The sequence below is a fragment of the Sneathiella sp. HT1-7 genome, assembly GCF_020731145.1.
In the GTDB taxonomy this organism is placed as follows: Bacteria; Pseudomonadota; Alphaproteobacteria; order Sneathiellales; family Sneathiellaceae; genus Sneathiella.
This window is the reverse complement of the sequence record NZ_JAJFZN010000003.1, coordinates 325732-349680: the sequence shown is the minus strand read 5'-3', so window position 1 is coordinate 349680 and position 23949 is coordinate 325732. Positions and strand designations below refer to the sequence as shown.

General features: G+C 51.8%; 25 protein-coding genes. 14 read left to right on the top strand and 11 right to left on the bottom strand.

Annotated elements, in window-relative coordinates:
• Nucleotides 1-10: 10 nt before the first annotated feature.
• From efp to LKE13_RS11370, 3 genes are all read left to right on the top strand, one after another.
• On the top strand, nt 11-574 hold the full coding sequence (gene efp, locus LKE13_RS11380) for an elongation factor P (protein WP_227951423.1): 564 nt from the start codon (nt 11-13) through the stop codon (nt 572-574).
• Nucleotides 575-621: 47 nt separating this feature from the next.
• Nucleotides 622-1425, top strand: coding sequence for an inositol monophosphatase family protein (locus LKE13_RS11375; protein WP_227951422.1), 804 nt, complete (start codon nt 622-624; stop codon nt 1423-1425).
• A gap of 90 nt (nt 1426-1515) precedes the next feature.
• Nucleotides 1516-2532, top strand: coding sequence for an NADPH:quinone oxidoreductase family protein (locus tag LKE13_RS11370; RefSeq protein WP_227951420.1), 1017 nt, complete (start codon nt 1516-1518; stop codon nt 2530-2532).
• A gap of 27 nt (nt 2533-2559) precedes the next feature.
• Here LKE13_RS11370 and LKE13_RS11365 read toward each other — a convergent pair whose 3' ends face one another.
• Both LKE13_RS11365 and LKE13_RS11360 read right to left on the bottom strand, forming a co-directional pair.
• Complete coding sequence (locus LKE13_RS11365; RefSeq protein WP_227951418.1) at nt 2560-2883, bottom strand: YbjQ family protein; 324 nt, start codon at nt 2881-2883, stop codon at nt 2560-2562.
• Between the two features lie 12 nt (nt 2884-2895).
• Complete coding sequence (locus LKE13_RS11360) at nt 2896-3108, bottom strand: hypothetical protein (RefSeq protein ID WP_227951416.1); 213 nt, start codon at nt 3106-3108, stop codon at nt 2896-2898.
• Nucleotides 3109-3410: 302 nt separating this feature from the next.
• Here LKE13_RS11360 and LKE13_RS11355 point away from each other — a divergent pair, with 302 nt between their 5' ends.
• The 5 genes from LKE13_RS11355 to LKE13_RS11335 are packed head-to-tail and all read left to right on the top strand — an operon-like array spanning nt 3411 to nt 9005.
• A complete protein-coding gene (locus tag LKE13_RS11355) occupies nt 3411-4418 on the top strand; it encodes an OmpA family protein (RefSeq protein ID WP_227951414.1) in 1008 nt (335 codons plus the stop codon).
• Between the two features lie 2 nt (nt 4419-4420).
• A complete protein-coding gene (locus LKE13_RS11350; RefSeq protein ID WP_227951412.1) occupies nt 4421-5620 on the top strand; it encodes a hypothetical protein in 1200 nt (399 codons plus the stop codon).
• A gap of 32 nt (nt 5621-5652) precedes the next feature.
• A complete protein-coding gene (locus LKE13_RS11345) occupies nt 5653-7014 on the top strand; it encodes a peptidoglycan -binding protein (protein WP_227951410.1) in 1362 nt (453 codons plus the stop codon).
• Nucleotides 7015-7950, top strand: a complete 936-nt coding sequence (locus LKE13_RS11340) for a glycosyltransferase family 9 protein (protein WP_227951408.1) — start codon at nt 7015-7017, stop codon at nt 7948-7950. It abuts the gene before it with no gap.
• Complete coding sequence (locus LKE13_RS11335) at nt 7947-9005, top strand: glycosyltransferase (RefSeq protein ID WP_227951406.1); 1059 nt, start codon at nt 7947-7949, stop codon at nt 9003-9005. Before LKE13_RS11340 ends, LKE13_RS11335 begins: the two co-directional genes overlap by 4 nt.
• Here LKE13_RS11335 and LKE13_RS11330 read toward each other — a convergent pair.
• The gene (locus tag LKE13_RS11330; RefSeq protein ID WP_227951404.1) at nt 8994-10802 is read right to left on the bottom strand and encodes an ABC transporter transmembrane domain-containing protein; all 1809 of its coding nucleotides are present in this window, start codon (nt 10800-10802) and stop codon (nt 8994-8996) included. The genes LKE13_RS11335 and LKE13_RS11330 overlap by 12 nt on opposite strands.
• Nucleotides 10803-10973: 171 nt before the next feature.
• On the opposite strand from LKE13_RS11330, the gene rpmE reads away from it, so the two are divergent.
• Nucleotides 10974-11201 (top strand): 50S ribosomal protein L31, encoded by a 228-nt coding sequence (gene rpmE / locus LKE13_RS11325; RefSeq protein ID WP_227951401.1) that lies wholly within the window; start codon nt 10974-10976, stop codon nt 11199-11201.
• A gap of 88 nt (nt 11202-11289) precedes the next feature.
• On the opposite strand, the gene LKE13_RS11320 is transcribed toward rpmE, so the two are convergent.
• On the bottom strand, nt 11290-11736 hold the full coding sequence (locus tag LKE13_RS11320; protein ID WP_227951399.1) for a DUF1465 family protein: 447 nt from the start codon (nt 11734-11736) through the stop codon (nt 11290-11292).
• A 215-nt stretch (nt 11737-11951) separates the two neighbouring features.
• Here LKE13_RS11320 and LKE13_RS11315 point away from each other — a divergent pair, with 215 nt between their 5' ends.
• The 3 genes from LKE13_RS11315 to LKE13_RS11305 all read left to right on the top strand — a co-directional run bounded on the left by LKE13_RS11315 (nt 11952) and on the right by LKE13_RS11305 (nt 14175).
• The gene (locus LKE13_RS11315) at nt 11952-12398 is read left to right on the top strand and encodes an Hsp20 family protein (protein ID WP_227951397.1); all 447 of its coding nucleotides are present in this window, start codon (nt 11952-11954) and stop codon (nt 12396-12398) included.
• Between the two features lie 149 nt (nt 12399-12547).
• A complete protein-coding gene (locus LKE13_RS11310) occupies nt 12548-13540 on the top strand; it encodes a succinylglutamate desuccinylase/aspartoacylase family protein (protein WP_227951394.1) in 993 nt (330 codons plus the stop codon).
• A 35-nt stretch (nt 13541-13575) separates the two neighbouring features.
• Entirely contained in the window at nt 13576-14175 is a 600-nt protein-coding gene (locus LKE13_RS11305) for a cadmium resistance transporter (RefSeq protein WP_227951392.1), read from the top strand.
• A 708-nt stretch (nt 14176-14883) separates the two neighbouring features.
• On the opposite strand, the gene LKE13_RS11300 is transcribed toward LKE13_RS11305, so the two are convergent.
• The 5 genes from LKE13_RS11300 to LKE13_RS11280 are packed head-to-tail and all read right to left on the bottom strand — an operon-like array spanning nt 14884 to nt 18740.
• Nucleotides 14884-15315, bottom strand: coding sequence for an acyl-CoA thioesterase (locus tag LKE13_RS11300; protein WP_227951390.1), 432 nt, complete (start codon nt 15313-15315; stop codon nt 14884-14886).
• A gap of 21 nt (nt 15316-15336) precedes the next feature.
• The gene (gene rfbD / locus LKE13_RS11295; RefSeq protein ID WP_415776529.1) at nt 15337-16191 is read right to left on the bottom strand and encodes a dTDP-4-dehydrorhamnose reductase; all 855 of its coding nucleotides are present in this window, start codon (nt 16189-16191) and stop codon (nt 15337-15339) included.
• Complete coding sequence (rfbB, locus tag LKE13_RS11290) at nt 16188-17240, bottom strand: dTDP-glucose 4,6-dehydratase (protein WP_227951384.1); 1053 nt, start codon at nt 17238-17240, stop codon at nt 16188-16190. Before rfbB ends, rfbD begins: the two co-directional genes overlap by 4 nt.
• On the bottom strand, nt 17237-17806 hold the full coding sequence (rfbC, locus tag LKE13_RS11285) for a dTDP-4-dehydrorhamnose 3,5-epimerase (RefSeq protein ID WP_227951382.1): 570 nt from the start codon (nt 17804-17806) through the stop codon (nt 17237-17239). Before rfbC ends, rfbB begins: the two co-directional genes overlap by 4 nt.
• A gap of 52 nt (nt 17807-17858) precedes the next feature.
• Nucleotides 17859-18740, bottom strand: coding sequence for a hypothetical protein (locus LKE13_RS11280; protein ID WP_227951380.1), 882 nt, complete (start codon nt 18738-18740; stop codon nt 17859-17861).
• Nucleotides 18741-18892: 152 nt separating this feature from the next.
• On the opposite strand from LKE13_RS11280, the gene LKE13_RS11275 reads away from it, so the two are divergent.
• Nucleotides 18893-19522: a glutathione S-transferase family protein gene (locus tag LKE13_RS11275; RefSeq protein WP_227951378.1), complete on the top strand. Its 630-nt coding sequence runs from the start codon at nt 18893-18895 to the stop codon at nt 19520-19522.
• Nucleotides 19523-19525: 3 nt separating this feature from the next.
• On the opposite strand, the gene ettA is transcribed toward LKE13_RS11275, so the two are convergent.
• Complete coding sequence (gene ettA, locus LKE13_RS11270; protein WP_227951376.1) at nt 19526-21205, bottom strand: energy-dependent translational throttle protein EttA; 1680 nt, start codon at nt 21203-21205, stop codon at nt 19526-19528.
• Between the two features lie 196 nt (nt 21206-21401).
• Between ettA and LKE13_RS11265 the strand changes: the two genes are divergently transcribed.
• Complete coding sequence (locus tag LKE13_RS11265; RefSeq protein ID WP_227951374.1) at nt 21402-22967, top strand: P-loop NTPase fold protein; 1566 nt, start codon at nt 21402-21404, stop codon at nt 22965-22967.
• Here the strand turns inward: LKE13_RS11265 and LKE13_RS11260 are convergent, their stop codons facing one another.
• Nucleotides 22968-23933, bottom strand: a complete 966-nt coding sequence (locus LKE13_RS11260) for an AEC family transporter (RefSeq protein ID WP_227951372.1) — start codon at nt 23931-23933, stop codon at nt 22968-22970.
• Nucleotides 23934-23949: the final 16 nt, after the last annotated feature.

The window sequence follows — 23949 nt, the reverse complement described above, 5'->3', positions numbered from 1 at the left end:
ATGAAAAATCATGAAAATTAATGGAAATGCTGTCCGTCCGGGCAATGTGATCGAGCATAAAGGTGGCCTGTGGGTCGCCGTGAAGATTCAACATACGCAACCCGGCAAGGGCGGCGCCTATCTGCAGGTGGAGCTTAAAAACCTCCGCGATGGCACCAAGCTGAATGAGCGCTTCCGCGCCTCTGAATCCGTCGAAAAGGTCCGCCTGGAACAGAAACCGCATCAGTTTTTGTTTGAAGATGGCGAATTGCTGACCTTCATGGATACAAGCAACTATGAACAGGTATCGATTTCAAAAGATATGGTTGGTGAACGTGCTGCCTTCCTGCAGGACGGCATGGATGTCGAGATTGAATTTCATGAGGAAAGTCCGCTGACCGTGATCCTGCCCGAGCAGGTCACGCTTGAAATTACGGAAACCGAGCCCACCGTCAAAGGGCAGACCGCCGCCTCGTCATACAAACCGGCTATACTTGAGAACGGTATTCGGGTGATGGTGCCTCCATTTTGCGGGACGGGCGAGAAAATCATTGTCAACACGGAAACATCCGAGTATCTCAAGCGGGCGGACTAAAGACCGCAGCAATCCCCGCTTCCTGATTAACTGTAAGGCAAAAGCCGATGGCGAGAAAATCCGCAATTATTAACGCAATGGAGCTTTCCGCGCGCAAAGCGGCCCGCAAGCTGCTTCGTGACTTTAACGAGGTTGAGCATTTGCAAGTTTCCCGCAAGGGCCCGGCGGATTTTGTTTCCCAGGCAGACCTGACCTGCGAGGCGACGCTACGTGAGGAACTCGGCCGCCTGCGCCCTGATTTTGGTTTTATCCTGGAAGAAGGTGGCGTTGTCGAGGCAAAAGATGGTACGACTTATTGGGTTGTCGATCCTCTTGATGGCACGACAAACTTCCTGCATGGCCTGCCCCATTTCTCCATTTCCATCGGCGTTAAGTCGGGCAAGGAAATCATTGCCGGTATTATCCTCGACCCAGTGAAGGACGAGCTTTTCTGGGCAGAAAAAGGCGGTGGCGCCTATATGAACGATCGCCGCCTTCGGGTTTCCAGCCGGACAAAGATGACCGATTGCATTCTGGCGACCGGCATCCCCTTTACGGGAAAGACAGATCACGGAAAATTTCTGCAGGAACTTGAGCAGGTCATGTCCGTTTCCGCTGGAGTGCGCCGGTTCGGGTCTGCCGCCCTCGATCTCGCCTATGTTGCTGCTGGCCGGTATGATGGTTTTTGGGAGCGAAATCTCGCTGAATGGGATATTGCCGCTGGCATTATCATCGCGCGCGAGGCTGGCGCTCTTGTCTCACAACTTGATGGCGGCGAGAAGATGCTGGAAAAAGGCGATATCCTCGCCACCAACAGCGGGATCAATAGCCAGATGATGGAAATATTCCGGAAAATCCGCCTCGGGCGATAAAAAACACTCGATCACAGCTTGTTCCAGATGATAGCTCGGCTATAGTAAGGCCCTGTTTTTCAATCAATAATAAGTCAGGATCAACGTGACATGCGCGCTATCGTCATCCATGAATTCGGCAACTATAGAGATGTTGCCAAACTCGAAACCCTCCCCGTTCCAGAGCCCGGCCCTGGCGAAGTTGTTGTCCGCAATAAAGCGGCCGGGGTAAGTTTCGCTGCCTCCCTCAACATTGCAGGAAAGTACCAGCGCAAGGCGCCCCTCCCCTACATTCCCTCGACAGAGGCCGCCGGTATCGTTCACGCCGTGGGAGAGAATGTAAGTCGCGTTGCCGTTGGCGATCATGTCATGTGCAGCGTCGATCACGGTGGTGCAGCCGGTTTCTGTAAAATTGAAGATGTCGCCTGCTTCAAGATACCGAAGGAAATGGACCCCGCCGTTGGCTCCGCGCTGATCACCTCCTACAACACGTCTTACGGGGCGCTCATCCGCCGGGCCAACTTGCAAAGCGGAGAGACATTGCTCGTTCACGGTGCAGCCGGAGCTGTTGGAACGGCAGCTGTCGAGATCGGCAAGGCCCTTGGCGCAACGGTGATTGCTGTCGCCGGCGGAAAAAATCATTGCGAGACAGCCCGCCATCACGGCGCGGACCACGTCATCGATCACCGGGAATCCAATTTTCGCGATGTCGTAATGGACCTAACCAACGGTCGCGGGGTTGATCTTGTCTATGACAGCATCGGTGGCGATGTGACAATCCAGTCCATCCGCTCCCTCGCGTGGGAAGGGCGATTGCTGACCATCGGTTATGCCTGCGGGGAGATTCCCAAAATCGCGGCCAATACACTCTTGCTGAAAAACGCATCAGCTATGGGCTTCAACCTTGGCCATTTCTTCGGCTGGTCGCCCGGCGGTAACCGAAAGCAATATATCGATGCCCTCGACGAAATGGCGGCTGGTGTCCTTGATTTATACTCAAAAGGCCTCATCAAGCCCGAGATCGGCGCCCGTTTTTCTCTTGACCAATTCGTTGATGCACTTGATGCCGTAATTGATCGCAAAGTCGACGGCAAATGCGTTATCGAAATCGGCGAAAAAGACTACTAACCGGTTCTATTCTATGGCAGTCGCGGCTCATGTCTTCGGAACCAGCCGCACTGCTGTGCCATAGGCAAGGATTTCCGCAGAGCCTGCCATCACCATGGAAGTTGTGAAGCGCATCCCGATGACGGCATCCGCTCCTTTCAGCTTGGCTTCGGTGATCATGCGATCTGTCGCCTGCTCGCGGGCCTCTCCCATCAGTTTTGTGTATTCCCGAACTTCGCCGCCAACAAGGTTACGCAGTGCCGCAATAATGTCCGTGCCAATATGCTTAGCGCGAATCACATTCCCCCTAACCAGACCAAGCACTTCGGCAATTTCCTGACCTTCAATTTCTTCTGTGGTCGCTACAATCATCGTTACTCTCACTTACTTATCGATATTTCGTTCATAATAATCATCTTCGTCACTGGCTTTCCGCTGCCACAAGACACGCGCCAGCAAGTAGAAGAAACAGGCCAACACGATGAAGAGGATTGCTCCGAAAGGAAATGAGGCTGTTGCACCGGCAAAAATCAGAAAGAATAGATAAACCGCGCCGGCAAAGACAGCCAGTATCAGCGCTATGGTATCAAGTTTCATTAAATCAGATCCTTCTTTCAGAAAGCTCCATTAAATTGTATCTTTTCGCCATTAAGTAAATCAATAATAGCAAAAAATCCTTTCATAAAGCTAAACACCAGAGAGTTGCCGAAAATTATGTCAACCGGTCGATTTGAATGCAAACTAAGGGATTGTGGGCGCGCGCGCGCTAAGTTATGGTGCAAAGCGGTTCATTCGCCTGTCGTAAAGTTGACAATTTCAATTGGCAGATATGAGCCTCGGACGTAAAGTTCGCGTGAATTTGATGTTAGTTATCGGTTAAAAGGAAAGGAAGGGAGCCAGTGACCAAATTGCCAACGGCAACTTACTCGTTTTCCCTGCTTGCCTCTCTTGCAGTATCCATTCCCCTTATCGGCATCCATACTGCCCCGGCCTACGCGGAAACGAGCAATTCAACGCGACCGGCGGTTGAGGTCAACCTGGATGCACTAAAATATTCAAGTCCGCAACTCAAGCTTCCGACCCGGATTATTGATGGCAATTCAGTGATCGTACTGACCCCGCCGTCCCTCAAGAAAAGCACCTCCTCCGCGCCGTCTCAAAAAATCGTCAAGCCGCTTACCAAGCCGGAACTGACGCTTCCTGAAACGACTGTCGCAGAGGCAAAGCCCATCCCGGTCCCGCGGGTCAATCCGTCTAAACTGCCGGAACCCACGGAAGAAGCGAAGTTTGAGGATGTGGCTATCCCCGTCGTCAAGATGGATACCGCACCGATCCCAACACCTGAAATTGTTGAGGAATCCAAAGCAAAAGTCGCGGACATTGCGGCAGAAAAAATTGTCAAAACGACTGATGTCCCCCTTGCCGAAACTGCTAACGCGAACCCCGCAGAGACTGAGACCACCTCTTCATCAGTTGAAACTGTGGCTGCGACCAGCGTCGATGTGACAGAACCAGAGGCTGCGACTGAGGAAGAAATCAAGCTTGCTGCTATTGCGCCTGATGCAGGAACACCCGCATCGACCACGTCATCTGATATTACTGACAATCTCACGCGCATTCTCTTTACCGAAGGTGCGGTGGATCTGTCGACGGAGGCGCAAACCACCCTGCAAGTCATCGCCGATCAGGTGAAGGACGGCGACCGGCGGAATGTCCAACTCCTTGCCTATGGTAGTGGCAATAGCGTCAGCGCGGCGCGACGTCTCTCACTCGGTCGGGCGCTTGCGGTTCGTTCAAAGCTGATGGAACTGGGTATTGATAACCGACAAATTGAAGTGCGGGCGCTGGGCGAGCCGGAAGGCAACGGGCCATCTGACCGTGTTGATCTCCTCATGATTACAAGGTAGCCATGTCAACTATTCCCAATGTCGAAACCCACAGTCTAGCCGGTACGCCGAATATCAAGAAACCACGGCGCTACCTGATCCGTATGACGATTTTTATCGGCGTTGCCATTGCCATTTCCGCCTTTCTCTATCCACAGCTTCAGATCGCTTTTTTTGCAAATCAGCTGTTAAACGGTCTTATCCTTCTGGTCCTGCTTTTCGGCGTTCTGTTTATCTTCCGTCAGGTGTTCATGCTAACCGGGGAAATCAACTGGACCCATAGCTTGCGCCGCCTTGAATCATCGCAACCGACGGTCAGGCCCCCGCGTCTGCTGGCGCCGCTCTATACGATTTTCAGCGACAGCAATGGCCCCGTCCGGCTGACCGCCGTTACAATGAACACACTGCTCGACAGTGTCAGCGCCCGCCTTGATGAAGGCCGCGACATTTCGCGCTACCTAATCAATGTGCTGGTATTCCTTGGTCTACTCGGCACTTTCTGGGGCCTGCTGGAGACTGTGGCGTCTGTCGGAGATGCCATTTCCACGCTCAATGTTGGCGGCGGTGGAGATTTTGTTGCCATTTTTGATGAATTAAAGGTCGGCCTGGAAAAACCACTTTCTGGTATGTCGATCGCCTTTTCCTCCTCGCTCTTCGGGCTTTCCGGATCGCTGGTTCTCGGCTTCCTCGATATGCAAGCGGGGCAGGCACAGAACCGGTTTTACGGCGATCTGGAAGAATGGCTGACATCCATTACCCGCTTTACAAGTTCCGGCTCCGGCACCATTACCGAAGGTGACCAAAGCGTTCCCGCCTATGTCCAGGCGCTGCTTGAGCAAACGGCGGAAAGTTTAAACAACCTCCAACGCACCCTCTCCCGGAATGAAGACAAGCGCGGATCGGCGGAAAACTCCCTCATTAATCTCAGCGAGCGTCTCGCGGCCCTCACCGATCAAATGCGAACAGAGCAGGATCTGCTGATCAAGCTTGCCGAAGGCCAGACGGAACTGAAACCGCTCTTTGAGCGGCTTGCGAAATCCGCTGAGAGCGCCGGGCTTGATCAAGCAAGCCGCAATCACCTTCGTAATCTGGATGTGCATATGGTCCGCCTGATGGAAGAAAGCGCCGATGGCCGCGAACAGGTGGTTCAGGAAATTCGCAGCGATATCAAGCTTCTGACCCGGACAATCGCCGCCATTGCGGAAGAAAGCCGTCGTGGTTGAGATCGTGCCTGCCACTAAGGACGGAGTAAGTTATGGCTCGTAGACGCCGCGGACAACGCGCCCCTTACGAGATTTGGCCGGGCTTCGTCGATGCGCTGACCACTCTCTTGCTGGTAATTATCTTCCTGTTGGTCGTCTTCGTGCTCGCACAGTTTTTCCTCTCGCAAGCCCTTTCCGGCCGCGATGCTGCGCTCGAAAAACTCAATCAGCAGGTCAATGAGTTAGCCGATCTTCTGGCGATTGAACGGCGAACCAGCGCAAACTTGGAAGGCCAGATCGCCCAACTTAATATCGATATGACAAAGCTCGCGGAAGAACGCGACAACGTTATCATCCAACTTGACACCCTGACCAGCCGCGCGCTCTCCGCTGAAGAAGATCGGGACCGCCTGACGGTCCTCTTGCGCGAGGAAAAGGATAAAACCGCCGAGGTGGAAGGCAAGCTGGACGTAAGCGAAGCAAGTCTGAAGGCCAATCTTGCCGAACTTGAAAGCCTGAAACGCGATATTACGGCACTTGAGGAAACACGCAAAAAGCTTGAAGAAGAAGTCGGCAAACTCGCCGCCACGATCGAGGATAAAGATACCGAGATCGGTAGCCTGCGCGATCGCAGCAAGGAGCTGGAGGCTCGTATCGCGGATGAAGAGGAACGGACAAATCTCGCGCAGAAAGATATTGAGGAGCGCGAAATTCGCCTTGCCGAATTACAAACACTTTACTTACAGACGCAAGATAAGCTGACCGAAGAAGAAGAACTTTCCGCCGCAGCGCGGGCACAGGTCGCGACCCTCAACGCCCAGATCAGCGCGCTCCGAAATGAACTTGCCAAACTAAATCAGGCACTGGATGCGAGCGAGGCCAAAGACGTGGAACAACAGGCACAGATCGCCGATCTTGGCAAACGTCTTAATCAGGCGCTCGCTGCAAAAGTACAGGAGTTGCAACAGTATCGCTCCGAGTTCTTCGGAAAACTTCGGGAGGTGCTTAAAAACCGTCCCGGCATCAGCATTGTCGGTGACCGCTTCGTCTTCCAATCGGAAGTCCTCTTTGATGCCGGACAGGCGGAGCTTGGGCCCGAAGGCAAACAAGATATGGCGAAATTTGCTGCAACCCTGCTCGAAATTGCGAAAGACATCCCAACGGATATCGACTGGATCCTCCGCGTTGATGGACACACGGATAGTCAGCCCATCAGTACGGCGCGCTTCCCCTCCAACTGGGAACTTTCTGTCGCCCGCGCTCTTTCCGTGACAAAATTTCTGATCAGTCAGGGGGTTCCTGCCAAGCGTCTCGCACCAACCGGATTTGGCGAGTTTCAACCGATTGACAACCGCGATGACGAGATCGGCTATCTTCGCAACCGGCGGATCGAGCTGAAGCTGACGGAACGCTAGATGGCGGGAAAGGGCCGGAATATCCTTGTCATCAAGCATGGCGCGCTTGGCGACGTGATCCTCGCACAGGGTCCGTTTCAGGCTATCCGCGCCCATCATGGGGACGCGCGCATTGTATTGCTGACCACCCGTCCCTTCGCTGCCTTCCTTGAGAAATCCGGCCTGTTTGATGAAATCTGGATCGACGAACGGCCGAAGATCTGGCAACTTTCCAAGCTCATTCCCCTAATCTGGAAGCTGCGCGGCGGAAAATTCGACCGGGTCTATGATCTGCAAACCTCGACCCGGACAAATAGCTACTTCAATTTCTTTCCAAAACGGCGAAAACCGGAGTGGTGCGGCGTAGCAAAGGGCTGCTCCCACCCACATGATAGCCCGCTTCGCACTAAAATCCACACAATCGAACGGCATATCGATCAGTTGAAGGTCGCAGGGATAAAGACCGTTCCAACGCCTGATTTTTCCTGGGCAATGACAAATATTTCCAAGTTCAACCTGCCCGCAAAATACGCATTGCTCGTGCCCGGCGGCTCGGCGCACCGGCCGGAAAAACGCTGGCCTGCTATTCGTTTTGCCGAACTTGCCGAGTATTTGGATGAAAAAGGCATTACACCCGTTTTGATTGGCGGCAAGGCGGAAGCCGAGGCGATTGCAACGATCACCAATGCCTGCCCCAACACCCTTGATCTTTCCTCCAAGACAGATTTCGGTGATATTGCCTCTCTTGGCGCGGGAGCGGTTCTCGCGGTTGGCAATGATACAGGGCCGCTGCATCTTATTTCCGCTGTGGGCTGCAAGACGGTGGTGCTTTTCTCCCGCGCGTCCGATCCGAATATGTCCCGCCCACGCGGCCCGGATGTGCGGGTTCTGCGCAAGGATGATCTTGCCGATCTTTCGTTAGGGCATGTGATCGGAGAGTTGGATCTGGTGTCATGAGCAAAGCCGCAGGAACTGTTCTCTGGTGGGGCCGTTTTGATCCTGACTATTCCCGCAACCGAATCCTACGTCAGGCCTTTTCCGCGTTCGGCTGGAAGATTATTGATTTTCGACCTCGCCTCAGTTCGCTTGGTGATCTGGAAGCAACCCTGAAAGGCATAAAGAAACCGGATATTCTTTGGTTGCCTGCCTTTCGTCAGCGCGATATGGCTGCCGCGGCAAGATGGGCCCGGCGACATAACGTGCCGCTTGTCTTCGATCCAATGATCTCCGCCTATGATAAACAGGTGTTTGAACGACGGAAGTTTACGGCGGACAGTCCTCAGGCGGCAAAGCTTCTTGAAAAAGAACGCTCCATCTTTTCATCCGCCGACCAGATCGTCGCCGATACAGCGGGCCATGCGGAATTTTTTGCGGATACATTTGGCCTTTCTCCTGAAAAAATTCACGTCGTCGCGGTTGGAGCGGAAGAGAGCCTGTTCTGCCCCGCCCCACTCACTGAGAGACGCCCTCAGGAACCTTCTGAGGCGCTCTTCTATGGCAGTTTTATTAGCCTGCAGGCACCGGAGGTCATTGTCGAGGCGGCGAAGCTCTGTGACGCCCCTATCCGCTGGACCTTGCTTGGTGATGGCCCACTGAAAGCCATATGTGAAGAAGCAGCCGGAGATCACCCCGCGATCACATTCGAGAGCTATACGCCCTATGAAGACCTACCCGCTCGCATCCATAAAGCAGATATATTGCTTGGTGTTTTCGGGAAAAGCGGTAAGGCCGCGCGGGTGATCCCCAATAAAGTCTATCAAGCGCTCGCTTGTGGTCGGGTTGTGATCACACGCGAATCCACCGCCTATCCCGCCCCGAAGAGCGAGGGTCTGGTCGAAATTCCGGCGGGGGACGCACATGCACTCGCAGAAAACGTGAAGCGGCTTGCTCTTGCGCCAAACCGGCTAGAGGCGCGTGGCGCCGCCGCGAGGACCTACTATGAGCAGCATTTCAGCTTGCAGACCATCCATAGCCAGCTTGAAGCCGTTCTGAAGAAGGTTTTATGCGGATAGTGCGTTCCGACCCACGTCGAATTGCAGCTTGGCAAGCTTGGCGTAAAGCCCGTCCTCAGCCATCAATTCCTCATGAGTACCCTGATTAACGATACGGCCATTTTCCAGCACGATAATCCGGTCGGCGTTAAGCACAGTAGCGAGCCGATGCGCGATAACCAGGGTCGTTCGGTTCTCCATGAGATGCTCAAGAGCGATCTGCACCTGACGCTCGCTTTCCGCATCGAGCGCGGATGTGGCTTCGTCCAGCAGGAGAATCTCCGGATCGCGCAAGATTGCCCGCGCAATCGCAATACGCTGTTTCTGACCGCCAGAGAGCTTGATCCCCCGCTCGCCGAATTCCGTGTGAAATCCTTCAGGCATGGCATCGATAAATTCGGTGGCGACGGCGGCTTCGGCGGCGGCACGCACTTCATCATCGCTCGCCTCCGGTCTACCGTACCGGATATTCTCCATGGCGGTATCGGCGAAAATGACCGCATCCTGTGGCACCAGCCCCATCAGCGCCCGGAGGTAGACCGGATCGACCTTGGCGATATTTGTGCCATCGATGGTAATACAGCCCGACTGCGGATCATAAAATCGCAGCAGGAGCTGAAATATTGTGGTCTTGCCTGCCCCACTCGGTCCGACCAGCGCAACAGTTTCGCCTTTTCGAATTTCAAGCGAGAAGTCATTGAGCGCCGCCTGATCCGGCCGAGACGGATAATGAAAAGTGACATCATCGAAATGGATATTCTTTTCAATCGTTGCCCCAAGAGGAAGTGGATTCGCCGAGACGGTGACAGAGGGCTCTTCCACGAGCAGTTCCATGAGCCGTTCTGACGCGCCTGCCGCCCGTTGCAACTCACCCCAGACTTCACTGAGCGATCCCATCGAACCCGCGACAATTACCGCATAAAAGACAAAGGCACCCAATGTCCCGCCGGTCATGCTGCCGTCAACGACAGCCGTTGCCCCTCTGGAGAGGACAAAATCAATCGCGCCGAAGATCAGCAGAATGACCAGCGCCGTCAACCAGGCGCGGGCGGTGATACGTTTTACGGCGATACGAAAGCTGGTTTCGACATCCTTACTGAATTGTGCGCGATCATGGTCTTCGTGGGTGTAGGCCTGCGATGTCTGAATCGCGCGTAAAGTCTCATCCGCGCGCGAACTGACTGCCGCGATACTATCCTGATTGGACCGGCTGAGCTTACGCACTATCCGACCAAAGACGATTATGGGTATCAACACGATGGGGACCACCATCAAAACCATCCCCGAGAGCGCCGGGCTCGTATAGATCAGAAACGCGAGGCCGCCGATAAACAGAAGAAAGTTCCGAAGCGCCACAGAAATTGATGACCCGATAACCGTCTGGATCAGCGTTGTATCGGTTGTCAGGCGCGAAAGCACCTCACCTGTGCGGGTAATTTCGAAAAAGGCCGGGCTGAGGGTCAATACGTGGTTAAAAACTGCCTTTCGGACATCCGAGATGACCCGCTCTCCTATCCAGGAAACCAAAAAGTAGCGACCAAAAGTAGCGAAAGCGAGTAAAGTGATCACGCCCATCAAGCCGATAAAAACCCGATCAAGGCTTTCCGGGCCGGCAGTAAATCCCTTATCCAGAAGATTGCGGATCGCCTGCCCTATCCACAAAGTGGTTCCCGCTGCAACGATAAGCGCGATCAAGGCACCAAAGACCTGTAGCTTGTAGGGCTTGACGAATCGCCAAAGTTGCCAAAGGTGCGTTACCACCTGTTTAGACTTTTCCTTCTCATCCACGTCAGGAGCGATTCCGTTTACATCAGTCACGCAGCTATACCTGCCTTTATTATGTCTTAAATTCCAGTTCTTGGGTGTAACGGTCATAGCCAGGAATGCAAGAAAAAATGCCAAAAAACATATCTTTGCTTGCCATAATGTCTCAGCTTTAATATAAGGCCCGCTGAGCGAATTTTAGCGTCCCCCAAAGGGTGAACCGACATGAAAAAAGAAATACATCCAGATTACCACATGATCACCGTCGAAATGACCGACGGATCAACCTTTGAAACCCGTTCTACTTACGGTAAGGAAGGCGATGTTTTGAAGCTGGACATCGACGTGAAAACGCATCCGGCATGGACTGGTGGCCAGCAGCATCTGCGTGATGATGGCCAGGTCGCGAAATTCAACAAGCGTTTTGCGAATTTCGGCATCAAATCAAGCTAAAGAGAATCTGAACCCACACGGGTTTGCGGATCAGGCGCTCATTTGAGCGCCTTTTTTGTTGCCGGTTTCACAAATTCTGATGATGCGTTTAAAGCTGGGCGCGCATAAAGGCGTGTTTTCCCTGCTCATCCAGCCGAACCAGCCTCTGGTAAAGGCGCTCACTTCGCTCCAGTAAGGATTGCAGCTCCTCCGGCAGCATCCTGGGGTCGCAAGCGGTGTCCTCCGCGAGGCATACATCCATATGCTGTAGATGACATTCCTCTTCTTGCGATTCTTCCAACGTAATCTCCCCCTCTTGCAGGGCGCGCTGAAATAGCAGCCAAGACATGCTTTCTGTCAGCCGCGTGGTGAGCCGCAATGATTCTGCCGCATAGCCGAAACTTGCCTCCGCCGGCATGGCTTTTGCGGCAACCTGTCCTGGACCGGCAAGATAGCTACGAGCCTCTTTCACCAGATCCAATGTTTCATCATAGGTACGGGTGAAAAAGATGGTCTGCGCCTTGATCTGCGTTCCATCATCATCGCTGACGCCCATCGGCTATCCTTTGTTGCGTTAGTGAACGGGAATTATTCGTGGGTTTGCAGGAAAAATCTAGCCTCCAAAAGTTAATTTTCCATATTTAGAGGCCTTGAATCTATAAAAATGCACCTCATATACAGTGCATCGGATGCCGATTTTGGGTCTGATAACAAGGGTTTGCCCCAGATTGGGGGGCCCGGATATATATTGCTTCATAGGAGAATATACAAATGCGTAGCTATGATTTTTCACCCCTGATGCGTTCAACCGTTGGTTTCGACCGGATAGAGCAACTTTTCAATGGCTTGGAAAGAGCGTCGGCCGACAACGGATTTCCGCCCTATAATATCGTAAAAACCGATGCGGATCATTTCCGGATCACGATGGCAGTGGCTGGCTTTACGGAAGATCAGCTCGAAGTGGTCGCCAATCAGAACACCCTGAAAATCAGTGGTAAGTCCGTAGAGGACAAGGAAGAAGCAGAATATCTGCATCGCGGCCTCGCAGCCCGTTCTTTCGTCCAGAAATTCGAGCTTGCAGAAACGGTCAAGGTCGTCGGTGCCGCCATGGAAAATGGCCTGCTTCATATTGACCTCGTCCGTGAAATTCCGGAGGAGCTCAAACCGCGCACCATTGAGATCAACAAGGGCAAGCTTCTCGAAAGTAAAGCCGCCTAATCTGATCCTTCTCTAATCAGGAATAGCCCGCCCCAGTGGCGGGCTATTTTTATGCCTTTTCCCTGACACTCCGGCACTTCTTTCTTGGGCCTATCTAATTGGATGGATATAGTAAGACAATATTTTTCATTTGTTCCGGGTGCCCGTCTATGTCCTCGCTTATCTCTACCAAAATTGATTTCGATAAAGATGGTATCCAACATGGATATCTACAGCTGCTCCATTCCGTTCATCGATCCGCCTACGGCTACATCCCGATCCCGATCGCCAGCATGAAAAATGGAGACGGCCCAACAGTCCTTCTGATGGCGGGAAATCATGGGGACGAATATGAAGGGCAAGTAATCCTCTCCAACATGATCCGGACCCTGCCGCTTGATCAGATACGCGGCCAACTCATCATACTTCCGATGGCAAATTTTCCGGCGGCAGAGGCAGGACTTCGTACATCCCCGATTGATCAAGGAAATCTCAATCGCTCCTTTCCTGGTAGCGATACCGGCACCCCGACACAACAGATCGCGCATTATATCGAGCATACTTTGCTGAAACGCGCAGATTTTCTATTTGACCTTCATTCAGGTGGTAGTTCGCTCTTTTACACGCCAACATTGCTCTTTTCTGTCACTTCCGATGATCCGCACCTCGCGTTGAAGCGGGAAATTGCGGAAGCTTTCAGCCTGCCCCACACTCTATATTTCGGACGCAGCGATGCAGGCAGTTTTTCCTCTTCAGCGGCTTTTCGCAACGGGGTTTGCAGCATTCTGACCGAACTTGCCGGCGGCGGGACAGTATCCAAGGGACTGCCCAAACTTGCCGGTGATGGTCTGCTCCGCTCCTTGCATAAAATTGGCGCAATAACTACTGCGCCGGATCCCGCCCCCAAGAAGAGCCGGATATTTAATGCGGAAGGCAGTATTTTCGCGACAGAGCCAGGTGTGTATGAACCTCTCGCTGATCCGGGAGAGGATGTCCGCGCGGGCCAGCCCGCCGCGTTGATCCACCGCACCGAAACCCCTGGCCGCGACCCAATCGAGCTGTGTTTTGAGGATGACGGAGTCATTCTCGCAAAGCGGCAAGGCGCAAGGGTCGTTCGCGGGGATTGCCTGTTTCATATTGGGCAAGGCGAAGAGAAAAACTAACTAGCCGGGAAGAGGGCGATATTGGAAAGTTGGTCATGCATGACATTCTTCTAGCCATCGCCATCAGCTTTATGGCCTTTGCTTCGACCAGTATCGATAATCTCTTCCTGCTTGTCACCTTGTCGCTACATCCGAAATACGGGGTTGCCAAGGTCCGGCAGGGATATCTTCTAGCCGTACTGGTGATGATCGGAATTTGCCTGCTTTTTGCCCAAGGTATTCAGCAATTACCCATTGAATTCATCCCCTATATTGGCCTGGTTCCTTTGGGGATTGGTATTATCGAGTTGTGGCAGCTTTTGCGGCGGAGCAAGTCTACAGAGCTTGCTGGCCTCAATGTAACGCTGAAAGAAGGCGGGAGCTTTCTCACCGTTGCGCTGATCATGATCACTCATAGCTGGGATTCCATCGCGATATTGGCCCCGCTTCTCTCTGATACCCGCCCCGGCCTAATCGGCTGGATGGTTACAAGTATCATCGCTACTGCGGTAATCCTCACCTTCGGCGCCCAAAAAGCGGTCGATCATCCAAAAACGAAGTCCTTTCTGGAGCGATACGCGCCAAAGGCCTTTCCCTTCCTGCTGATCGGCGTCGGCCTCTATATCCTGACCAACACCCCTACAGATATAACATAAAATATGCCCTTAAGGCTTTATCATGTCATGCGAAGCCGCTATTGTGATGGCTTAACCTTCGGTTGATTTAAGGAATGGATTGTTGAAATTATTAATTCGCCTTGCGACTCTTGCCCTTATTGCTTTTGTTGTAAATGCCTGCGAGCAACGAACACAACCATTTTATAATCCGACAAATGTTCCCATTCCAAAAAGCCTGTCTTTCACGTCGCTGGAGGAAGTTGGCACTTTAATCAAACAGGCAGGTGCCAGTCAGAACTGGAGTATGACAGACGCAGGACCCGGCCAAATAGACGGCGTTTTTAGAATTCGAACCCACAGGGCTCTGCCAAGTTTCCGCCACATATAAAGCTGGAAACGGAAATTCAAGTTGGTGCGGTAGTGGAAAAACCTGGAACTTTATTCTTGATCTTAAACGAGGAAAAATCAGCCAGACAGTTTGGGGCGACCGATACGGGCTACTCGTTTCCGGCGAAAATTCAGATGATTACGTCGATCTCCATTTTGATTACCCAACGGGCGGCAGCCAGTGGAAATGGACTGAGCGCTTTGTACTTGATGGGCCAGATAAATTTTTCAGGGCCGAGTCACCCAGTGGCGGCGGACTTTATGGGCAATGTCATGGGATCATCGGCATGCGTTTCAAGAAGGTAAAGTAAGGCAACCCGTAACTCATCTTCACTGAATTAGGGTTGAAGCACTACGCTATTACTCTTTGATCTCAAATTTCTCGAACATCTCACGGATAGTGTCATCGACAGGTTCGGTTTTGTGGGTCGTCTGGTTAGTGTTGACCCAAATAATTTCGCCCGTGCAATAGCGGGTATCTTCCCCTTTTGCGAATATCGCGAGCACGAAGGTGATGGAGGTGCGGCCAATTTTTTCAACCCGGCACCCCACCTCGATCTCAGCGTCAAACAGGATAGGTTTCTCGTACAGAACCAGTGATTTCACGAGATGAAAATCAAGCCCGGTCCGTTTCACATAGTCCTGATGATCATAGCCCAGATGGCGAAAATATTCCGAAATTGCTGTATCGAAATAGGTCAGATAGTGGGCATTAAATACCACACTCTGCGCATCAATTTCCGAATAGCGCACACGAAATGGATGAAAGAAGTTGAAATCCTGCCGATCCATGGGGGGTGTCCTTGTTTTGATTTATTTTCCCAATATATCCGATAATGCCTTTTGCCAATCAGGCTGGTCAATGCCAAAAACCTGTTTGATTTTTGTACAGTCGAGCACGGAATTCTTTGGTCGCTCCGCGGGAACCGGATAGTCTTCTGTCGGGATGGGGTTGAGAGCCGGGACGACAGATGAGTGAGCGAAAATGGCTTTTGCAAAACCAAACCAGGTAACGGCGGGTGCACCACAATAATGGTATACTCCCCAAGACTGAAACCCGGCCTTATGGGTATGTTTGGCAATCTTTAGAAGGCTTGCCGCGATATCATTCGCCGCAGTCGGTCCGCCGGTCTGATCATCGACAATATTCAATTCCTTATGGGTTTGCGCGAGACGAAGCATGGTGGTGACAAAATTCTGCGCACCACCAAACACCCACGCTGTCCGCAGGATAATGTACTTTGTGGATGCTGCCGCGACGCGCGCTTCTCCGTCGCCTTTGCTTTTGCCATACACACTGAGCGGTGCAATAGCATCATCTTCAAGATAGGCGCCATCCTTTTTACCATCGAAGACAAAATCCGTGGAAATATGCAGAAACGGAATATCCGCATCGGCGCAAGCAAGAGCCAAGTTTTCCGCTCCCTCGGCATTAATCGCGAAAGCTGCGTCTACGTCCTCTTCCGCTTTGTCCACGGCAGTATAAGCAGCGGAGTTGATCACCGCATCCGGGGAGAGATTGCGAACCTGCTCCCGGACAGCGGATTGATCTGTAATATCGAGTGCCTGTCGATCAAGAGCAATGACGTTAATCTCATGAGAAGAGGCAAGATTTTGCAGCGCCTGCCCCACCTGCCCGCCTGCGCCCGTGACCAGTATCTTCATCAGCCGCTCGTTCCCAGGCCGAGACGTTCCTGAGTGTAATCCGCGGCAACTGCCTTCACCCAATCAAGATTTTCAAGATACCAGTCGACGGTCTTTTCCAAACCGGTTTCCAGATTGAGAGATTGGGACCAGCCAAGCTCCGCCTCTATTTTAGAGCAATCCACCGCGTAGCGGGCATCATGCCCCGGCCGGTCGGTGACAAAGCGGATCAAGTCTTCATGCGGGGCCTTTTCCGGGAATTTTTTATCCATGATCCGGCAGATGCTGCGTACAATATCAATATTTGTCCGCTCTGCCCGGCCGCCGATCATGTAAGTCTCCCCGATCTTGCCAGAGGTGACAACCTGTTGCAGGGCAGCAGCATGATCTTCCACATAAAGCCAATCGCGGATATTTTCCCCTTTGCCGTAGACTGGCAATTCCTTGCCTTTTAGGCAGTTCAGGATAATCACCGGAAGAAGTTTTTCCGGAAACTGGTATGGACCGTAATTGTTGGAACAGTTAGTCACCAAAACCGGCAGGCCAAAGGTGCGATGCCATGCCCGCGCCAGATGGTCGGATCCGGCTTTGCTCGCGGAGTATGGAGAATTGGGATCATACGCGCTGGTTTCCGAAAACAACCCTTCGGGTCCGAGTTCCCCATAGACTTCATCTGTCGAGACATGCAGGAACCGGAAATCATCTTTCGCCGATCCATCGAGCGCGCGCCAAAATTGATAGGCTGCATCCAGCATGGTGAAAGTGCCTACAAGATTAGTCTGGACAAAATCCGCAGGGCCATCGATCGACCTGTCCACATGGGATTCTGCGGCCAAATGATAAACCGCCGTTGGTTTGTATTTACTGAACAACTCCCCGATGCCATCGCGATCACAGATATCAGTCTGTGAAAAATGATAATGTGGGCTATTGCTGACAGGTTTCAGGCTTTCAAGCGATCCGGCATAGGTCAGCTTGTCGATAATCATTACATCTTCTTTGCCCTGATTAATCAGGTCGCGGGCAAGTGCGGAACCAATAAAGCCCGCCCCCCCTGTGACAAAAACAGTCATCTGGTTTCCTTGAATTCGAATAATCTTGTCTGATCTTTTAATAAAGGCAAAATCTTATCTTTTTCTGAAAGAATTGCCTTTTCTGCCGATACAGACCAATTAATATTCAAATCTGGATCATTCCAGAAAATGCCGCAGTCATGCTCTGGACTGTAATAGTCGGTTACTTTGTAGACGATCTCGGTATCCGGCTGCAATGTACAGTAGCCATGCGCGAAGCCGGCTGGAACCCAGAGTTGACGCCAGTTTTCCGCAGATAATTCCACAGCAACATGCTGTCCAAAGGTCGGGGAGCCCACCCGGATATCCACCGCAACATCGATAATAGCACCGCGCAGAGCCCTCACGAGTTTTCCCTGTGCCTTCGGTGCTAGTTGATAGTGCAAACCCCGCACGACCCCCGCCTCGGCGTTATGGGCATGATTATCCTGCACGAAAGTAAGGTCCAGTCCCGCTTCTTTCAGCGTCTGAGCATTCCAGACCTCGGAAAAGAAGCCCCTGTCATCTCCAAATTTTTTTGGACACAGGATTTTTACGTCTGCAATTGCCGTCTCTTCAATCTGCATGCTCAATCACGTCCTCACACACCACGCTGCCGGAAACTCTGGCATATTGTCGTCAAGGCTTTTTGTTATAAAGTAAACAGTCCGGATAGCTAATTGTAAACGCACCATCTTCAATAATTTCTTGCTTAACCTTGACGTCCACCTGAAACCGATAGACTCCCCCCACCATCAAAGCCGTTAGAGAAGCCTTGTTTGTACAACTCTTCTCCAGCGCTTGACCCTTGATATGCTGCGGCCAATATTTGCTCCCCTTTATGGTGATTTTTTGTTCTTTTTCCATGTTTCGAGTCAGCATCAAGCCATCAGCCTCAGTGCTGACGGTTCTAATGGTGAACTTACCTAGGTCGGATGGCTGATACTTCGCTGTTGCCACCCGAAAGGAGCCCATGACTTGCTCGATCAAGCGCGGATCTATCCGGTCGCCATTTGGCCAATACCGAATCTTGCTGTAGCGCGCATCGATAGCATTTTGGTCGATAAGCGGCACTTCATTCGCGATGCAAAATCCCTTGCTGATTTTATCTGTTTCAACACCCGATTTTTTGGTGCCAAAGATTGCCACCCGAAATTCATGGACGTATCCCTTATCGAGCAGATAGCGAATGTCGCGGTCACGGCAAGCGCGATACCCTTGCTCCCGCACATAGTTGCTGGCCATGTTCCGGCGAATGGCGTTCAGCAGATCCAGGCCCTGAAGCCGGTCGAGACGATAGGTATAGTAATCTTGGATGATATTGCCCACCAGCCGTCGATGAGAAAATTCCATGCCGGGCGGCGTTGCGAGAAGAACATTTCCCTCCATCTTCGCAACGACACGCTGCGCCGCGGATCTCTCTTGCGGATCTGCGGGCCAGATATTATTCTCCGCCTGCCGTACCGTGCCTGTACAGGCGGCGAGACCCATCATCATGATCAGGCAAACAAACGCTCTCATGTCACCTCTGCTGTTAGGGGCATGACGCATAGTATAGAAGTCTTTTCCGTTTCTTCATCCATTAATTGCCATCGTCATTATCTCAAATAAAATAATCCCCCTCCGGCAAATTAACGGGTAATGTGACCGAAAATAAATCACAAGGACAGGAAATGCTGAAACTTTACTATAATCCCGGAACCATCGCGCTCGCACCTCACATTGCACTTGAAGAAAGCGGGACAGACTACGAGGCAAAAAAGCTAAATGCCGCGATAATGGAGCATACCAAACCTGAATATCTGGCAATCAACCCCAAAGGTCGCGTGCCCGCATTGGTGACGGATCGTGGCATCCTGACGGAAACTCCGGCAATCCTGCTCTATACCGCGCAAGTTTGTGGCGCCTCCGCTTTTCCGCCGCCAGAAGATCCCTACGATCTAGCGCAGCTCCAGTCCTTCAACAACTATCTCTGCTCCACTGTGCATGTCAATCATGCCCACCGCAAGCGCGGACGGCGCTGGGTGGACGAGCAGAACACAGCCGCTATCGAGGCGATCGCAAGCAAGGTCAAAAGCAATATGGAAGAATGCTTTCACCTGATTGAGGATGAGATGTTCGAAGGGCCCTGGGTGATGGGAGAGAATTACAGTATCGCCGATATCTATCTCTTCACCATCACTCAATGGATGGAAGGTGACGGCGTTGACCCTGCGGACTTCCCTAAACTGCTGGCTCATCGTAAGGCCATGCTGGCCCGCCCCGCCGTCGCACGGGTCATAGCCGAACATGCCGCTAAATAACCCCTAGCGGGTTATAGGCTTGTATTTGATGCGGTGGGGTTCGGTCGCTTCCTTGCCCAGACGACGACGCTTGTCTTCCTCATAAGCCTCAAAGTTACCTTCGAACCATTCGACATGACTGTCGCCCTCATAGGCGAGCATATGGGTCGCCACGCGATCAAGGAACCAGCGATCATGGCTGATGACCACGGCGCAACCGGCGAATTGCAGCAAGGCTTCTTCGAGTGCGCGAAGCGTATCGACATCGAGGTCGTTGGTTGGTTCGTCAAGGAGGAGGAAGTTGGAGCCGGATTTCAGCATCTTTGCGAGATTGACACGGTTTCGCTCCCCGCCCGAGAGCTGGCCGACCTTCTTCTGCTGGTCGGAGCCCTTGAAATTGAAGCCCGAGACATAGGCGCGGCTGTTGATTTCCTTTTTACCCAAGGAGATCACCTCGTTCCCCTCGGAGATTTCCTCCCAGACATTCTTGTTCGGATCGAGGGTGTCACGATCCTGATCGACATAGCCAAGCTGCACCGTCGGACCAACCTTGAAGCTGCCAGAATCGGGCTGTTCCTTACCCGTCATAAGCTTGAATAACGTCGTTTTACCCGCGCCGTTCGGTCCGATTACGCCGACAATTGCCCCCGCCGGGAGTTTGAAGGAGAGATCATCAATCAGCAGCTTGTCGCCATACCCCTTGGTGACATGCTCCGCCTCCACCACCAGATCGCCGAGCCGCTGACCGGCCGGGATGTAAATCTGCATGGCGTCGGCCTGCTTCGAATTCTGCTCGGCAAGCAGATCCTCATAGGCACTGATACGCGCTTTTGATTTCGTCTGACGCCCCTTCGGTCCCTGCCGGATCCATTCCAGCTCCCGATCCAGCGTTTTCCGCCGCGCATCCTCGGATTTTCCTTCCTGGGCGAGGCGTTTTTCCTTCTGCTCCAGCCAGCTTGAATAATTGCCTTCCCACGGGATACCATGGCCGCGATCGAGTTCCAAAATCCAGCCCGCGACGTTATCAAGGAAGTAACGGTCATGGGTCACGGCAACAACAGTGCCGGAATAGTCATGCAGGAAGCGCTCCAGCCAGGCGACGCTTTCGGCGTCGAGATGGTTGGTCGGCTCATCAAGCAGGAGCATATCGGGCTGGGAGAGGAGCAAGCGGCAGAGCGCGACGCGGCGACGTTCCCCGCCCGAGAGCTTGGTGACATCGGCATCGCCCGCAGGACAACGGAGGGCATCCATTGCAATTTCCACTTCCCGATCTAGATCCCAGAGGTTCTGCGCGTCGATCTGCTCCTGCAACTCGCCCTGCTCCGCGATCAGGTCATTCATCTCATCATCGGTGAGGTCTTCCGCAAACCGGGCTGATATCTCGTTGAATTTATCGAGGAGCGCTTTCTTCTCATGCACGCCATCCATGACATTGCCAAGGACGTCCTTTGCCGGGTCCAGCTCCGGCTCCTGCGCCAGATAGCCGACCTTTACGCCATCGGCGGCCCAGGCCTCCCCGGTGAATTCCGTCTCGATCCCGGCCATGATTTTCAAGAGCGTCGACTTACCCGAGCCGTTCAGGCCCAGCACACCAATCTTCGCGCCTGGGAAGAAGGAAAGCCGAATGTCTTTAAGAACCTGCTTGCCGCCCGGATAGGTCTTCGACAGACCATTCATCACATAGATATACTGATAAGACGCCATAGGGATTTCCGCTCCTGATCCACAATTAATTCGCTGCGCCCCTTTTACCGAAGCCAAGCGGGGAACGCAATTGTTGTGACACCCTAGGGCTGGGAATTATTGAGATGTAGCCTTGGTCAGAGAGCATACATCATTTATGACAAGGATAGAGGAATATGATGTGATATCTTTCTCGAAATACGAGAGGGAGATGAAATTGACGGAAGAACTGATCATTCGGAAAGAAAAGCTCAAAGAGATATGGATAGGCGATCATCTGGAGCGATGGAAAGACGCCGACTTTTTATTTAGATTTTTGACAGAACGAATGAAGGAGCGCACCAATGAGAAACGATCAGGATCATATGTTATAAACCTTGATGCAAAATGGGGTGGAGGGAAAACGTTTTTTCTGGAGCGATTTGCCGAGCAGTTGAGACTCGATAACCATTTGGTAGTTTATATTAATGCTTGGGAAGATGATCATGCAGAAGATCCGTTAATCCCAATAATTGCAGAAATCAACAATACACTATGCCCTTACTTTAAGGGTAAACGCAAACTACAGAACCTTTTAAATGTTACGAAAAAATCTGGGCTGCAAATCCTCACCACAGGTTTGAAGCATGCAGCAATAACTGGTAGTAAAAAAGTAGTTGGTGGAGGTCTTTCTGAAATCACAGAACTTATCTCAGACTCTGTAGAGCAAGATTCCACAGAACAGGTAGTAGACGAAGCATCTATTGAAAAAGCAGTCAGTGAAACTGTAGAAAAACTCACGAATAAACATGCGGAAGATTTATTAAGAAGTTTCCTAAAAACAAAAGAAGTCACCACGAAATTTCGCAAAAGCCTGACTAAACTGCTAATCGGTATCGAGGAAAATAAAACTGTAAATATCCCGCTTTTTGTACTTGTAGATGAGCTGGATCGATGCCGCCCGACATATGCAATTGAATTGCTTGAAAGGGTCAAACATCTATTCAATGTTGACAATGTCGTATTCATTTTGGCAACGGATACAGACCAACTTCAACATTCAATCAAAGCTGTTTACGGAAGTGAGTTTGATGCAAAACGGTATTTAAATCGCTTTTTCGATCGCCCCTATGTTTTTGAAAGTCCGGAGATAAGTCAGTTTGTTGAACATCTCTATAAACTACATCTTTCAGATGTTAATAATTTGTCGTCACCTTTCGAGGAATTTACGGATGATGATCAGCTTGATCTGAAATTTCTCCAGTGTACATTTAATGCGTTTTTGCTAGAACTTCGTGATATTGAACAATGCTTCGAATTGCTTCGAAATGTAATTACGGTATGGCGCAATTCCGCGAAAATAGAACTTATTGTAATGGTTCCATTGATTATTCTATACCAGCAAAAAAGAACTTTTAATCAATTGGCTTCTCAAAGTTTACCTAGCCATCTAAAAGAACTACGTTCCGAAAATGCTTGGAGCTTTATCTATAAACTTCCATCTCCCAAGCAAGAATTATTCAATAATAAATCATTTAAGTCCAATAAAAATATTGAGTTTTCAGGCCTTCTGAATCTCGTTTGGAACAATGGAAATAAAAACTTCTTTGATACTAAGGCGGAATTCTATGGACCTTCTAATTTTCCCAGCATTGAAGATCAATGGAGCATAAAAATCTTAAATGATGAATTCAATCTTGAGCATTACTCACACAATTACAGCGGTCTCAGCAAAATAGCACAGTATCCTAGATTAATTAGTTCGGCTGGGCAGTTAGTAGACCTTAGTAGAGATGAAGACTAACTAATTCACAAATAAATCCGCGGGCATCAGGCCGGTGGTCATGGCGTAGAGCAGCAGCGTCACGGTGACGACGGAGATCATGGTGGTGAGCAGGATGGTGGCGGAGGCACGCTCGACCCAGACGCCATATTGCTGGGCGATGACGAAGACGTTCGTCGCGGTCGGTAGCGCCGCGAGCAGCACGGCTGTATAGACCCAGAGCGGATCAAAATCGCCAAAGAAGCTAAGCGAGAGATACATCGCAATCGGATGCACCACGAGGTTGAAGGGGATGATGAAGGAAAGTTCCCCCGGCACGCGCTTCAACGGCCGGAGCGCGAGCGTCACCCCCATGGCGAAGAGGGCGCAGGGCGCGGCGGCCTGCGCGAGATAGTCGATCAGTCGCTCGATGGGCAGCGGCGGCGTGAATTGCACAATCGCCGCGGCAACGCCGACAATAGTCGCAATGATAAAGGGATGCAGGAAGACTTTCTTCGCGATTTGGCCAAGCAGGGCGCCGACATGTTGCTCCTTCCCGCTGCTCAGCGCCATCATCGTCGGCGCGACGATGAAATGCAGGATATTCTCAAAACAGAAGATCAGCGCGAGGGGAACGGCGGCCTCTTCGCCGAAAGTGAGCAGTGCAATTCCGGGCCCCATATAGCCGATGTTGCCATAAGCACCCGCAAGGCCCTGTATGGTTGCCTCCGGTGTTGTGGCCTTCGTCATCAGCCGGGCAATAGCATAGACGGCAAGGAAAATCACGAAGGTGGTCGAGATATTAGTGGTGATGAATTCCCAGCTCGTCAGCTTTTCAATCGGCGTCTTCGACAAGAGCTTGAAGAACAGGCAGGGCAACGCGACGTAAATGATAAAGGTGTTGAGCCAGCCCATGGCCTCGGCCGGCTGTTTGGTGATCCGCGCCGCCAGATAACCGAGCAGAATCAGCCCGAACAGGGGAAAAACAAGCCCGGCAATTTCAGCCATTTAGCGCTTACCTTAT